The organism is Brevundimonas mediterranea, from assembly GCF_011064825.1.
Classification (GTDB): Bacteria; Pseudomonadota; Alphaproteobacteria; order Caulobacterales; family Caulobacteraceae; genus Brevundimonas; species Brevundimonas mediterranea_A.
On record NZ_CP048751.1, the window covers coordinates 2,631,664 to 2,645,161 of the forward strand.

At 68.0% G+C, this 13,498-nt stretch carries 15 protein-coding genes; 4 read left to right on the forward strand and 11 right to left on the reverse strand.

The window, feature by feature from the left end; genetic code table 11:
* The first annotated feature begins 110 nt into the window (after positions 1-110).
* Both GYM46_RS12825 and GYM46_RS12830 read left to right on the forward strand, forming a co-directional pair.
* Positions 111-1,082, forward strand: coding sequence for a class 1 fructose-bisphosphatase (locus GYM46_RS12825; RefSeq protein ID WP_008259819.1), 972 nt, complete (start codon positions 111-113; stop codon positions 1,080-1,082).
* Complete coding sequence (locus GYM46_RS12830) at positions 1,082-1,714, forward strand: nicotinamidase (protein WP_008261932.1); 633 nt, start codon at positions 1,082-1,084, stop codon at positions 1,712-1,714. The genes GYM46_RS12825 and GYM46_RS12830 overlap by 1 nt, the downstream gene beginning before the upstream one ends.
* A gap of 7 nt (positions 1,715-1,721) precedes the next feature.
* On the opposite strand, the gene GYM46_RS12835 is transcribed toward GYM46_RS12830, so the two are convergent.
* The 10 genes from GYM46_RS12835 to xseA form a co-directional block, all read right to left on the reverse strand.
* Positions 1,722-3,023 (reverse strand): type VI secretion protein ImpB, encoded by a 1,302-nt coding sequence (locus tag GYM46_RS12835; protein WP_008262090.1) that lies wholly within the window; start codon positions 3,021-3,023, stop codon positions 1,722-1,724.
* Between the two features lie 116 nt (positions 3,024-3,139).
* Positions 3,140-4,165 (reverse strand): adenosine deaminase, encoded by a 1,026-nt coding sequence (locus GYM46_RS12840; protein ID WP_008264345.1) that lies wholly within the window; start codon positions 4,163-4,165, stop codon positions 3,140-3,142.
* Entirely contained in the window at positions 4,162-4,686 is a 525-nt protein-coding gene (locus tag GYM46_RS12845; protein WP_083793379.1) for a type II toxin-antitoxin system VapC family toxin, read from the reverse strand. Before GYM46_RS12845 ends, GYM46_RS12840 begins: the two co-directional genes overlap by 4 nt.
* Positions 4,590-4,829 carry a FitA-like ribbon-helix-helix domain-containing protein gene (locus GYM46_RS12850; protein WP_008261351.1) on the reverse strand — a complete coding sequence of 80 codons (240 nt, stop codon included), beginning with the start codon at positions 4,827-4,829 and terminating at the stop codon, positions 4,590-4,592. Before GYM46_RS12850 ends, GYM46_RS12845 begins: the two co-directional genes overlap by 97 nt.
* A gap of 46 nt (positions 4,830-4,875) precedes the next feature.
* A complete protein-coding gene (locus GYM46_RS12855; RefSeq protein WP_008262807.1) occupies positions 4,876-5,637 on the reverse strand; it encodes an NYN domain-containing protein in 762 nt (253 codons plus the stop codon).
* 121 nt (positions 5,638-5,758) lie between these two features.
* On the reverse strand, positions 5,759-7,561 hold the full coding sequence (gene argS, locus GYM46_RS12860) for an arginine--tRNA ligase (RefSeq protein ID WP_008258648.1): 1,803 nt from the start codon (positions 7,559-7,561) through the stop codon (positions 5,759-5,761).
* A complete protein-coding gene (locus GYM46_RS12865) occupies positions 7,561-8,238 on the reverse strand; it encodes a hypothetical protein (RefSeq protein WP_008260559.1) in 678 nt (225 codons plus the stop codon). The genes argS and GYM46_RS12865 overlap by 1 nt, the downstream gene beginning before the upstream one ends.
* 68 nt (positions 8,239-8,306) lie before the next feature.
* The gene (locus GYM46_RS12870; protein WP_008261403.1) at positions 8,307-8,873 is read right to left on the reverse strand and encodes a DUF3035 domain-containing protein; all 567 of its coding nucleotides are present in this window, start codon (positions 8,871-8,873) and stop codon (positions 8,307-8,309) included.
* Positions 8,874-9,047: 174 nt separating this feature from the next.
* Positions 9,048-9,554 (reverse strand): signal peptidase II, encoded by a 507-nt coding sequence (gene lspA / locus GYM46_RS12875; protein WP_008261136.1) that lies wholly within the window; start codon positions 9,552-9,554, stop codon positions 9,048-9,050.
* A 57-nt stretch (positions 9,555-9,611) separates the two neighbouring features.
* On the reverse strand, positions 9,612-11,213 hold the full coding sequence (gene xseA / locus GYM46_RS12880) for an exodeoxyribonuclease VII large subunit (RefSeq protein WP_008261226.1): 1,602 nt from the start codon (positions 11,211-11,213) through the stop codon (positions 9,612-9,614).
* Between the two features lie 64 nt (positions 11,214-11,277).
* Here xseA and GYM46_RS12885 point away from each other — a divergent pair, with 64 nt between their 5' ends.
* Both GYM46_RS12885 and purD read left to right on the forward strand, forming a co-directional pair.
* The gene (locus GYM46_RS12885) at positions 11,278-11,439 is read left to right on the forward strand and encodes a hypothetical protein (protein WP_008261803.1); all 162 of its coding nucleotides are present in this window, start codon (positions 11,278-11,280) and stop codon (positions 11,437-11,439) included.
* A 56-nt stretch (positions 11,440-11,495) separates the two neighbouring features.
* Positions 11,496-12,770, forward strand: a complete 1,275-nt coding sequence (gene purD / locus GYM46_RS12890) for a phosphoribosylamine--glycine ligase (RefSeq protein WP_008259322.1) — start codon at positions 11,496-11,498, stop codon at positions 12,768-12,770.
* A gap of 3 nt (positions 12,771-12,773) precedes the next feature.
* On the opposite strand, the gene GYM46_RS12895 is transcribed toward purD, so the two are convergent.
* Positions 12,774-13,457 carry a murein L,D-transpeptidase catalytic domain family protein gene (locus GYM46_RS12895; RefSeq protein ID WP_035307683.1) on the reverse strand — a complete coding sequence of 228 codons (684 nt, stop codon included), beginning with the start codon at positions 13,455-13,457 and terminating at the stop codon, positions 12,774-12,776.
* Positions 13,458-13,498: the final 41 nt, after the last annotated feature.

A 13,498-nucleotide genomic window follows, 5' to 3' on the forward strand; every position in this document is an offset into this window, starting at 1 on the left:
CCGGCGGCGTCATTGTCGCCGTTCGCATCGCCTGTTGTTGAGTCGCCCTTGCCCTCGCGCCGTTGGCCCGCCAAGAACGGGAACCGCCTCAGCCGCACCGGACCGACCGCATGACCGCCGACCGCACCCGTCTCGACGCCCATATCGCCGCGCTCGACGCGCCCGAGGGTCTGAAAGCGGTGCTGACCGTCGTCGCCGCCACCTGCGCCGACATCAGCAAGGTCGTCGCCGGCGGCGCCCTGGCCGGGGCTCTGGGCGCCTCGGGCCAGATCAATGTCCAGGACGAGGAGCAGAAGAAGCTCGACGTCATGACCAACGACATGCTGACCGACGCCCTTCTGGCCAGCCCCGCCGTCGCCGGCGTCGCCTCCGAGGAAATGGACGAGGTCCAGCCGGCGACCCATTCGACCGGCCAATATCTGGTCCTGTTCGACCCGCTGGACGGGTCGTCCAACATCGACATCAACGCCATGGTCGGGACCATCGTCTCGGTGCTGAAGTCCACCACGCCGACGCCGACCGAGGCCGACTTCATGCAGCCGGGCCGCAACCAGGTCGCGGCCCTCTATGCCCTGTACGGTCCCCAGACCATGCTGGTCCTGACCACGGGTGCGGGCGTGAAGGGCTTCACCCTGTCGAACGACGGCGACTGGATCCTGACCCACGACGACATCGCCATATCGCCGGACACCAAGGAGTTCGCCATCAACATGTCAAACCTGCGCCACTGGTCCGAGCCGGTGCAGACCTATGTGGGCGACCTGCTGAAGGGCGACGAAGGCCCGCGCGGCAAGAACTTCAACATGCGCTGGGTAGCGGCCATGGTCGCTGACGTCCACCGCATCCTGATGCGCGGCGGGGTCTTCCTGTATCCGTGGGACAAGCGCGAGCCGAACAAACCCGGTAAGCTGCGCCTGATGTACGAAGGCAATCCGATGGCCTTCCTGGTCGAACAGGCCGGGGGCAAGGCGACGACGGACGGGACGCAGCCCATCCTGGACATCCAGCCCGAGCATCTGCACCAGCGCATCCCCGTCGCCCTGGGTTCGGCCAACGAGATCGACGCCTACGCGGGCATGTGATGCAGATTTTCGAGACCGACGCTCTCCTGGTTATCGACCCGCAGAACGACTTCTGCGAGGGCGGCGCTTTGGCGGTCGCGGGCGGGGCGGGGATCATGCCCCTGATCAACCGGCTGGCGGACCGGTTCGACCGGGTGATCCTGACCCAGGACTGGCACACGCCGGACCAGATCAGCTTCGCCTCCAACCACCCCGGCGCGGCCCCCTTCACCGAGATCGAGGTCGCCTACGGCCGCCAGATGCTGTGGCCCGATCACTGTATCCAGGGCGCGCCCGGCGCCGACTTCCATCCCGACGCGGCACCCACGGTGCAAAAGGCCCTGGCCGTGATCCGCAAAGGCTACCACCCGGCGGTCGATTCCTATTCCGGCTTCTTCGAGAACGACCATCGCACCCCGACGGGCCTGGCCGGCCTGCTGCGCGACCTGGGCGTGACCCGGGTCTTCCTCGCGGGCCTGGCCTTCGACTACTGCGTCCGCTTCACCGCGGAGGATGCGGTGCGCGAAGGCTTCGAGGCCGTGGTCATCTCCGACGCCAGCCGCGCGATCGCGCCTGAGACGGCGGCGGCGGCGCGGGACAGTTTCCGGGCGCTGGGGGTGTCGGACATTGAGGCTGCGGCCCTGCTGGGTTGATCTCAGCTCACTCCCAGAAATCCTCCGCCTCCGGAATGCGGGTGAAAGCGATCTTGGCGCCGATGAATTCGGGCAGGCCCGCCTTGGGACCGATGCTGACGGTGTCCTTGCCATAGCGGCGATTGAGGGCGTCCAGCGCCTGGGACAGGCGCAGGGACGGGGCCTCGCCGCCCTGATCCGGCCCGGTATCGAACAGGTCCGTCTCGAAGGCGTCACGGGATTTCAGCCCGTGAACCCCGACACCCACATAGCTCAGCCGTCCGGCCTCCAACTCAGGCTCGACCTTGCGCCACAGGACATCCAGCGCGGTCAGCAGGGCGAAGGTGTCCTGCGTCGGCGCGACGGGGCAACTCATAGCCGCCGTCTCCCAGCCTCGCCGGTCGCTTCTGGGCGTCGCCTTCGGTCCCATGTCCAGATGCAGGGTCAGGCTCGCCCCCGTCAGGCCCATTCGCCGCAGCCGCGCCCCGCATTTGACCACCAGCCGCCGCGCCAAGGCGCGCGCCTTGTCCGGGGTCCGCATGGCCTGGGCCAGGACGTGGCTGTGGCTGATGGAGGCCGGGGGCTTCTCCGGCGTCGGCTCGCTGTCCAGGCCATGCAGGCCACGCCAGATGCGTTCGCCCTCGATACTGTTCCAGACCGCGCGCGCCTGCCGGGCGCTCATGGTCCACAGGCCTGCGGTGTCCGCGACGCCCGCCGCCTCCAGCCGCAGTCGCATCCGCGGGCCTATGCCGGGATATTTCGACAGCGGCAGGTCCAGCAGCGGGCCGGGCAGTTCGTTCGCTCTCAGGATGGTCAACCCGGCCGGCTTCTTCATGCCGCAGGCGGTCTTGGCCAGGAACCGCGACGGGGCCAGCCCGATGGACGAGCGCAGACAGTCGCCGACATTCTCCAGGATGCCGGCCTGAATCCGTCGAGCCAGGGCGACGGCGTTCGCCTCCTGCCGTTCGGGGCCGAGCAGTTCGCACGAACATTCGTCGATGGAGCCGACCTTCCACACAGGCACGTGGCGGTCGATCTCGGCCATGATCTTCTTGTGGACCGCGACATAGAGGTCCGGCCGCGCCTCGGCGACGATCAGGCCGGGGCACAGTTTGCGCGCCTCTGACACCCGCATCCCCGTGTGGACGCCCCAGGCCTTGCTTTCATAGCTGGCGGCGATGGCCCCGGTGTATTCGCTCATCGCTGGCCGGACGATGACAGGTCTGCCCTGCCAGTCCGGGTTCATCTGCTGCTCGACGCTGGCGAAGAAAGCGTTCAGATCGACGAACAGCCAGCGTAGGCCCGCGCTGTCTTCGTTCGCCTGTTCCATAAACGGAACATATCAGGAACATTTAGCGTCGGGAAGATAAAGTGATGTTTGGCGCACTCTTTGATCCGTCATCCTCGGCACAAGGCCGAGGATGACGGGTGGGGGATGGGATGGCGTCAGACCGCCGCGTAGGCATCCACCTCAGCCAGGAACGCCGCCTTTTCAGTCTCGCCCAGGAACGACCCCTCGAAACTGTTCCGCGCCAACAGCGTCACCTGATCCTTCGTCAGCCCCACCGCCGCCGCCAGCCGGCTGTAGTTGTCGTTCACATACCCGCCGAAATAGGACGGGTCGTCCGAGTTCAGGGTGACGTGCAGGCCCCGACGCAGCATCTCCGGCACGGGGTGGTCCTTCAGGTCATTCACCACGCACAGTTTCAGGTTCGACAGGGGGCAGACGGTCAGGGTCATCTGCTCGCGCGCCAGTCGCTCCACCAGGGCTTCGTCCTCCATTGAGCGATTGCCGTGGTCCATCCGGTCGATGTGCAGCAGGTCCAGCGCCTCGTGGACATAGGCCGGCGGGCCTTCCTCCCCGGCGTGGGCGCACAGTTTCAGGCCCAGCTCACGCGCGGCGGCGAAGACGCGCTGGAACTTGGAAGGCGGATGACCGACCTCCGACGAATCCAGCCCCACCCCGATGAAATGATGCAGATAGGGCTTGGCCGCCTCCAGGGTCGCGAACGCCTCCTCCTCGGTCAGGTGGCGCAGGAAGCTGAGGATCAGCCCCGAACTGACGCCCAGTTCCGCCTTGGCCCGGTCCATCCCCGCGATCAGCCCCTCCACCACCACGCCGAAGGCCACGCCCCGGTCGGTATGGGTCTGGGGATCGAAGAAGATCTCGGCGTGGCGCACATTATCGGCGGCCGCCCGCTGGAAATAGGCGAAGGCCAGATCCTCGAAATCCTTGCGCGTCAGCAGCACGGCCGCCCCGGCGTAGTAGATGTCCAGGAAGTCCTGCAGGTTCGAGAAATCATAGGCCGCCCGCACCGCCTCGACGCTGTCATAGGGGATGGACACCCCGTTGCGCTGCGCCAGTTCGAACATCAGCTCCGGCTCCAGCGAGCCTTCGATGTGCAGGTGCAGCTCCGCCTTGGGCAGGCCGGCGATATAGGCGTCGAGGTCGGTGTCAGGTGCCAGATTCATAGGTCATTCTTTCGTGCATAGTCATCCAGACCCATGATCTCGATGTTTGTCGCGTCGGACGCCCGCGTCTTGGCGATGAGTTTCTTGTCCGCCGTCAGAAGGGGCGCGCCCAACTGTTCGGCGTGGGCGATGTAGAAGCAGTCATAGGCCGGATGGTCCAGCGCGATCGCCAATTCCACCGCTCGTTCGATCAGCCTGCGACCGGGCTCTACATCCAGGTTCATGGTTTCGATCAGTGTGACCGCCTGCATCGCCTGATCGCGAGTGATGTCGCCCATCCGACAGCGCTTCCAGATGATGTTGGCGCATTCCGACAGGATCAGATCAGGCGCCGACCAGGGCTGAGCGCGCAGGGCGGCGACGGCGATGGGGCTGTCGGGTTCATAGAGCGCGACCTTGATCGCCACGCTCGCGTCCACGACGATCAACGAGAATCCCGATCTTCGCGGATCAGGATTTCGGAGGGCGTGCTGAGCTTTCCCTTGGTGGCGTCGCGAAGGGCGGCGGCGCGGCGCTCCCACTCCGCGTCGATACGAGGCGTCAAAGCCTTGCGAAGGATCTCGCGATGCTCCGCCTCGGCCGAGCGATTGTTTTCCTGGGCGCGCTTCTTCAGGGCGATGGCGATGTCATCGTCGATGTTGCGGACGTGGAGGTTGACGGGCATGGTCGCTCCTTGTGCTAGCACATATAGCATGAGGCCCTCGTCGCCACTAGGCGTTCGACACCACCAGCCGCAGATGTCCAGCCTTGGTCTTCCCTGCGTCGTCGGTCGGCGGTGGATCGGGCGGCGGAGGCAGGCTGGGCCGGGCGCTCCAGGCCTCGGGCCGTTCGATCCAGCCCTTGGCCGTCTTCAGTCGGTCGGGCAGCATCGACTGGGCCAGCAGATTGGAGCCGATCCCGACCAGTTCGTCGGTCCAGTTGGCGATCTGGCGGTTGTGAAGCCGGCCGGGTGGGGCGACGCTGACGATCCGCTTGTCCGGATAGGCCTCGCGCACGAACCGCACCGTGGCCGCATGGTCCCCGTCGGTGGTCAGCAGATAGACGCTATCGACCCGGTTCGCCGCCACATCGTCCGCCACCGCCAGGGCCAGGTTGACGTCGCTCTGCTTCTCCGTCGCCGAACTCCAGCCGTGGCCACAGGCGCGGCAATGTTCGCCGTGGACGACGAAATGGCCCATCAGACAGCGCACGCGCCGGGCTCTCAGCGCCGTCTCATAGCGGAACTGCGCCTCCATCCGCGCCCGGGCCTGGGGCTTGTGTGCGCTGACCCAGACGACGCCAGTCAGCCGCTCCATCGGATCGATCAGCCCCCGCCCCAGGGCCCGCAGATCCAGCCACAGCCATTCGCGCCGCTTCTGGTCCAGCAGGGCGTGAAACAGGTTATAGCCGTCGACATAGAGGACGGCGCGGCGTTTCAGGAACGGCGGCGTGAAATCGCCGGGACCGAAACCACGAATGGCCCCATCGGCCATGCGAATGCGCCCGTGATGCTGACCGTAGGGTTTCCCCATCCGTCGTCCGCCCCCTGTCCCCCGTAAAGGTTAATCAGAGGAGCGCAGCGGAGTCCGCGTCTTTCAGGTCACAGAACGGCGGTCACATCCGTTCGGGCGTCTCGATCCCCAGCAGGGTCAGGGCCGTCTCGAGCTGACGCAGGGCCGCGGCCGACAGGGCCAGGCGCGAGGCGCGCGTCGCCTCGTCCGGCGCGACCAGCACCGGGCAGGCGGCGTAGAATTTCGAGAAGGACTGGGCCACCCGATAGGCGTGCTCGGCCACCAGATGCGGCATCCGCTTGTCATAGGCGTCCGACACGGCGGTCGAGAAGGCGTCCAGCGTCAGGGCCAGATCGCGTTCCGCCTGCTCGGCGATGACGATGGCGCCGGGCGTCGCGCCCTGTTCGGCGGCCTTGCGCAGCAGGGATTTGATCCGCACCGACTGGTACAGCAGATAGGGGCCCGTCTTGCCCTCGAAGCTCATGAACCGGTCCAGATCGAAGACGTAGCTGGTGGTGCGGGCGTTCGAAAGATCGGCGAACTTCAGGGCGGCGATGGCCACCTTGTGCGCGATGGCCTCGAATTCTTCCGGCGACAGGTCGTCGCCCAGCTTGGCTTCGTGCAGCCGTTCGCGCGCCTTGTCCGTCGCCTGGTCGATCAGGTCGCGCAGCTTCAGCACCCCGCCGGCCCGGGTCTTGAACGGCTTGCCGTCCTGGCCGTTCATGGTGCCGAAGCCCAGATGCTCCAGCGACCCTTCGGCGGCGTAGCCGGCCAGATAGGCCGCGCGGAACACCTGTTCGAAATGCTCGGCCTGACGTTCGTCGACGACATACAGGGCCAGGTCCGGCGCCAGGGCCTTCTTGCGGTCCAGGATGGTGGCCAGGTCGGTCGTGCCGTACATGGCCGAGCCTTCCGAGCTGATCACCAGCAGGGGCGGGGGCGAGGGGGCCTCGATCACCGAACCGTCGGCCAGCTTCTTCTTGCGGGTCTCGCCGGGCTTGGCGACATGCACCACCTGGGCCCCGTCGTCCTCGACCAGCAGACCGGTCGCCTTCAGATGCGCCAGCATTTCCGGCATCAGGGGATCGGCGTCGCTCTCGCCGTTCCACAGGTCGAAATCGACCGACAGGTCGCCGTATTCCCGCTTCAGCGCCTCGCGGCTGACGGCCACGAAATGGGTCCATAGGGCGCGATAGCCGGGACGTCCGTTCTGCAGCTCCGCCGTCGCCTTGCGGGCGCGGTCGCGGAAGGCCGGGTCTTCCTTGGCCTTGCCGGCCGCCAGCGGATACAGCCGGTCAAGATCGGCCAGGGTCACCGGACTGTCGGCCGGGAACGGGCCGTCGCCCTCGGCCAGGAAACCTTCCGCCAGGCCTTCATCGCCACAGGCGACGATCAGCAGACCCATCTGGAAGCCCCAGTCGCCGAAATGGGCGTCGCCGGTGACGTGGTCGCCGCGGAAACGGAACAGCCGCTTCAGGCTCTCGCCGATGATGGCGCTGCGCAGATGGCCGACGTGCATCGGCTTGGCCACGTTCGGACCGCCGTAGTCGATCACCACCTTGCGAGGATCGGCCACCACGGCGGAGCCCGCATGCTCGGCGTCGGCGGCCACCTCTGCGGCGCGTTCGGCCAGCAGCGCATCGGCCAGCTTCAGATTGATGAAGCCCGGTCCCGCCACCTCGACCGAGGCGAAGCGCGGGTCGGAGCTCAGCCGCTCGGCGATCCTGCCCGCCAGCTCGCGCGGATTGGCCTTCAACGCCTTGGCGGCGGCCAGGGCGCCGTTCGACTGGAAGTCGGCCAGATCGGGGCGGTCGGACGGGGTGACGCGGGCCAGGGCCGCATCCACGCCTTCGGCGGCGAAGGCGGCGGCGACCGCTTCGCTGAGGACGGTCTTCAGATCAGCCATTATTGGTTCGGCGCAGAGGCTTGGGCCGGCACGCCGGCGTTGACGCGGAAGCGGCTGCCCGAGCGGTTGAACTCGGCCATTTCCGGCGTGACGTCGAAGCCGATCAGGACTTCGAAATTGCCGCCGCTGGTGTCGATACCCGCGCGGGGGATCACGATGGTCCGCTGTTCATGAACCGAGGCGGTGCGTTGGCCGTCGAAATCCACCGGCAGGTCGAAATATTCCTTGGCCAGGATGGCGTTGTTGCGCTCGGTCACGGCGACCCAGTAGCGATAGGTCTTCTGGTCGCCCGCCGCCTTTTCGCCACGGCCCAGCTCGAACAGGATGTCCATATCCAGGCGGATCGGATCGGCCTCGCGGTATTCGCAGTCGGCGGACACGCCTTCGATCTCGCCGGTGTAGCCGACGTTGGAAACGGCCGCGCGGCCGCCTTCCAGCTCGACGTAGCGGGCGGCGTCGTACAGCACCTTCACAAAGGGGCAGGGGCCGGCGTTGGCGCGACGGCGCAGGGGCGCGATGCGCGGCGCGCGGCTGGAGGGCGCATTTTCAGACCCATCGGCCTGCTGGCCGCTGGAACCGCGATCACGCTGGCGCTGCGAGGTCTGCGCCTCGGCGGCGACGGGCAGGACAGCGGCCGCAATGGAGACGGCGGCCAGGGCGGAGAGCACGCGACGCATCAGTTATCTTCCGACAGCGAGAGGACCAACGCCGTGGCAGGCGTCCTTAGAAAAGAGGCGAAGAGGTCTTAGAGACCGGGCAGCTTGAAGCCGCCGCTGCGACGCGGGGTGATGGTGATGGCCTGTTGGCCGCCGGTCAGGGCCTGAAGACGCGCGGCCTCGGTCGTGGCGTCGATCGTCGTCTGACCTTCCGAGGTCTGGCGAACGGTCGGCGCCTGGGTCGATGCGTCATCCTTGCGCCAGAACATCAGGCGGTTGGCGAAGCTTTCGTCCTTGTGTGCGATGTCGCCGAACTCGTCGTCGACGACGTAACGGGCCAGGGGATCGGCCTGGTCGGCGCCGGCCTGGGCGACCAGGACCTGCTCGCCCGGGGTGCGGGTGACGGCCTGGCGCTGACCCAGCAGAATCTGACGGGCGGCGCTTTCAGGCGCGAGTTCCTGCGGACGCGGCTGGCCGGGTGCGGGCGGGCGAAGGCCGTACTCGGGCGGGACGCTGAGCGGGGCGGTGGAGACGGTCACGAACTCGTCCGGCACGACCTTGGTCAGGCCGATGCCTTGCTTGAGGCTGCCGCAGGCCGACACGGCGAGCGCGGCGGAGGCGGCGAGGGTCAGTACGGCGACGCTGCGGATACGCATGGGTTCAGGCTCTGATCGGCTGATGCTCGAAACGCCTCTACGGGCGTTGTTGGCATAGTGAAGACGGGGTGATTACGACTTTTCGGGGGCCGCGCCAACCTTCGAGCCTGATCCGCTGCGCCGGCGATCTCGCCGAGGCCGTGAAACGGGCTTTGGATCAGTCGAAAGCCGGTTTCAGGCCTTGGCGGCCTTGTCGGACAGGAAGCTGTCCAGAATCAGCAGAATGACGCCGATGGTGATGGCGCTGTCGGCGATGTTGAACACCCAGGGGAAGACGCCCGTGCCGGAGAAGTCGATGAAATCGACCACATAGCCGAAGCGGACCCGGTCGATGACATTGCCCAGGGCCCCGCCCATGACGAAACCGATGGCGGTGATCAGCAGGCGGCGATTCGACTGGGTCGCCCACCAGGCCAGGCCGGCCGAGACGATGACCGAGAAGATGGTCAAGCCCCAGCGCGCCTCGCCCCCGCCGAACAGGCCAAAACTGACGCCGGTGTTCTGAACAAAGGTGAAGCGCAGGATCGGCGGCAGCACCTCGGCGAAGACATAGCCGGGCGGGATCTGGCTGATCGATGCGACGTCGGGCAGGCCCAGAATCCAGGCCTTGGTCCACTGGTCCAGCACGATGATCAGAACGGCGAAGCCATAGGCGGCTAGGGCGATGCGAGGGATCTTCATGGGGCGGCGGTTAGCAGGAAGCGCCGCCGGGGCGAAGCGGAAAACGGACGGAACCGGTCAGAACAGGTCGCCTTGCCCCGGCGCGGCAGGCTTGGGCCGAGGCGCCGGCCGCGCCGGGGCGGACGCTGTACGGCCGTCGCCGCCGTCGATGATCGCGCCCCTTGCGCCGTCACCGAACACAAGACGCACCGCCTGGCCCGCCTCCAGCGTCGCCGCGGAAGTGATCCAGTCGCCGTCCGGATTTTCCACGCGGGCGAAGCCGGGCTTGGGCCGGCCGGGGTCCAGCGTGGCCAGGGCGCGCGTCAGGCCCGCCAGCCGATCCGCGTCCCGTTCCAGCCGACGCGGCATGACGCCGTCCAGCCGCGCCCCAAGCGCCTGCAACCGCGCCTCGCGCTGGTCCAGCCGACGATGCAGGGGGGCTGGCGACAGTCGCGCCGAAACCTGAAGCAGCCGCCGCTCGCCGCGCGCCACGCCGGCTTGCAAGGCGGCGCCCAGCCGGTCGCCCGCGCCGCGCAACCGGTCCTGTCCTCGCTCGATCCGCGCCCGCAACAGGGCGGGGCTCAGCTTGCCGCCCGTCACGGCCAGATGCCGTTCGTGCAGGGCGACATTGCGTTGCAGGCCCGACCCCAGGCGGCTGGCGGCGTTGTCCAGTCGCTGCTGCGCCAGGGCCAGCAGATCCTCCGGCCGCGCCGGCAGACCCCGCGCCACGGCGCGCAGCCGCGTGCGCCGATCCTCGATCAGCCGCCCGCCGGCGAGGACCATCCGCCGGTCCAGGTCGGCGACCGCATATCTCAGGTCCGCCAGCACCGGCGTCGCGATCTCGGCCGCCCCGGTGGGGGTCGGCGCGCGCCGGTCGGACACGAAGTCGATCAGGGTGGTGTCCGTCTCGTGCCCCACGGCCGAGATGATCGGGATCCGCGCCGCCGCGACCGTCCGCGCCAGCCCTTCGTCGTTGAAGCACCACAGGTCCTCGACCGAGCCGCCCCCACGGGCCACGATCAGCAGGTCGGGGCGGGGGATCGGCCCATCGACGGTCATCGCGTCGAAGCCGCGGATGGCGTTCGACACCTGGCCGCACGCCGCCTCGCCCTGGACCACGACGGGCCAGACGATCACCCGGCAGGGCCAGCGTTCGGCGATCCGGTGCAGGACGTCGCGGATCACCGCCCCGGTCGGGCTGGTGATGACGCCGATGGTGCGAGGAAACTGGGGCAGGGGCTTCTTGCGCCCCGGCTCGAACAGGCCCTCTTCGCGCAGCCGGACCTTCAGCCGCTCGAGTTGCGCCAAAAGGGCGCCGGCGCCGGCCGCCTCCATGCTCTCGATCACGATCTGGTACGACGACCGCGCCGGATACGAGGTGATCTTGCCGGTGACGATAACCTCCAGCCCCGCCTCCGGCTGGACCCCCAGGCCGCGCACCGATCCCTTCCAGATCACCCCGTCGATGGCCGACTTGTCGTCCTTCAGGGTCAGATAGATATGGCCCGAGGCGTGACGATTGACCTTGGACACCTCGCCCCTCAGCCGCACATGGCCGAATCGCTCCTCCAGCGTCCGCTTCAGGGCGAAGGACAGTTCGGAGATCGACAGGGGCGGATTGTTGTCGCGCGGGGCGGCGGCCTCGGCCGGGCCTTCGAACACATAGGAGTCGTCGCTCATCGGCCCATCCTAGCCTGCGTCGCCTCTTGCGGGAACAGGATCGACGCCGCCCCGTTCGGCTTTCATGGCCGCCGACCCCCAAGGAACCGATCCGGACGACCGCGACCCTCGCGAGCGCGACCTCATGCGTCGCAGCGGGGCGGGCGGCGCCTTGAGCCCTTGGCTGATCATCGGTGGGATCGCCTTGATCGGCCTGGTCGTCTACGTCCTTTCCGCCCTGTTCTGACGCTTCAGCCCGGCGGGCGCTTGACCGCCCGGCGCAGGCCCGTCATTGCCGACTTCATGATTATTCTTCTCGTCGGATCGGGCGGGCGCGAACACGCCCTGGCCTGGAAGATCGCCCAGTCGCCGCTGGTCACCCGCCTCGTCGCCGCCCCCGGCAATCCGGGCATCGAGAAGCTGTGCGAGCTCCGTTCGGTCAAGGCCGACGACGCGGAGGGCCTCGCCGCCCTGGCCCGCGAGATCAAGGCGGACCTCGTCGTGGTCGGGCCGGAAGTCGCCCTGGCCGCCGGTCTCGCCGACCGTCTGGCCTCGGCCGGCATCCCTTGCTTCGGCCCCACCGCCAAGGCGGCCCAGCTGGAGGTGTCCAAGGCCTTCTCCAAGGCCTTCCTGGAACGCCACGAAATCCCCACCGCCGGCTACGGCGTCTATGACACGGTCAAGGACGCCAAGGCCGCGCTGGACGTGTTCAAGCCTCCCTATGTCATCAAGGCCGACGGCCTGGCCGCCGGCAAGGGCGTGGCCATCAGCCCGGATCGCGCCGACGCCGAGGCCGAGATCGAACGCATGCTGGGCGGCCGCTTCGGCGCCGCCGGCGCCCGCGTCGTGATCGAGGAGTTCATGGACGGCGAGGAGGGCTCGCTGTTCGCCCTGTGCGACGGCAAGCAGGCCGTCCTGTTCGGCGGCGCCCAGGACCACAAGCGCGCCTTCGATGGCGACACCGGCCCCAACACCGGCGGCATGGGCGCCTATTCGCCCGCCCCGGTCTTCACCGCCGACCTGGTGCAGCAGGCCGATGAACGGATCGTCCAGCCCACCATCCGCAAGATGGCCGAGGAAGGCGCTCCCTATCGCGGCGTTCTCTACGCCGGCCTGATGGCCACGGCCGACGGCCCCAAGGTCGTCGAGTTCAACGCCCGCTTCGGCGATCCCGAATGCCAGGTGTTGATGATGCGGATGGCCGGGGACATCGTCCCCTATCTGCTGGGCTGTGCGCGGGGCGACGTCTCCGGCCTGCCGTCCCCGGCCTTCAAGCCCCAGACGGTGATCTGCGTCGTCATGGCGGCGAAGGGCTATCCCGACAGCCCGCTGGAGGGGTCGATCATTCGCGGCGTCGATCAGGACTTCGGCCCCCACGTCCAGGTCTTCCACGCCGGGACCCGACGCCGCGAAGACGGCCTGCTGTGCGCTGCCGGCGGCCGCGTCCTGAACGTCTGCGCCGAGGGCGACGACATCGCCCAGGCCCGCGAACGCGCCTATGCCGCCATCCGGAAGATCGACTGGCCCGGCGGCTTCAACCGCTCTGACATCGGCTGGCGGGCCCTGGACCGGGGCTGAGCCCTACGCCCAGGCGAACAGCAGCCGGCCTTCGCCCATGCGTTCGCGCAGTTCGGGCAGATCGGTGTGGGCGACCGAGAAACAGCCGTAGCTGCGACCCAGCTTGCCTTCGCGCGCCAGGAAGTCCGGGTCGGCGTAGTCGGCGCCGTGGATGATGATGGCCCGCTCGCGGGCCTTGTCGTTTGAATACTCCAGCCCGTCCAGCAGGACATTCGGCCCCTGTTGCGACCCCCAGCTGGCGCCGGCGGTGGCGTAGGCGCCGACCGAGGACATGTTGGAATCCGGCGTATTGGAGAAGCGCTGGGCGTAACCTGAGTGGCTGGGGTCGGAACCGCGACCGTGGCAGGTGCGCAGGACCTTGACCTCGCCGGCGACCAGATCGACCTCGTACAGCCGCTCTTCGCCCGAGAATTTCTGAAAATCGACCAGATACATGCGGTCGCGAAGCGGGATCTTGTGGTGGTGGACGTCCAACGCCGTCATGGCGCGTTCCATCAGTTCCTTGCGGACATGACCGCGCGGATCCAGCGGCGGAGGCGTCACGCTTACGGTCTGGATCGGCGCCGCAGGGGGGACGACCGGCGCGACTGTCGCGGCGGTGGTGAGCGGGGCCTTGGCGCTCGCGCTGGCGCAACCCGCCAACATGGCCGATCCGCCCAGAATAAGCCCTCGTCTCGATAGCCGCATGCGACGCCCTCGTTGCGGTTGGTCTTCAGGCGTGTTTGTTT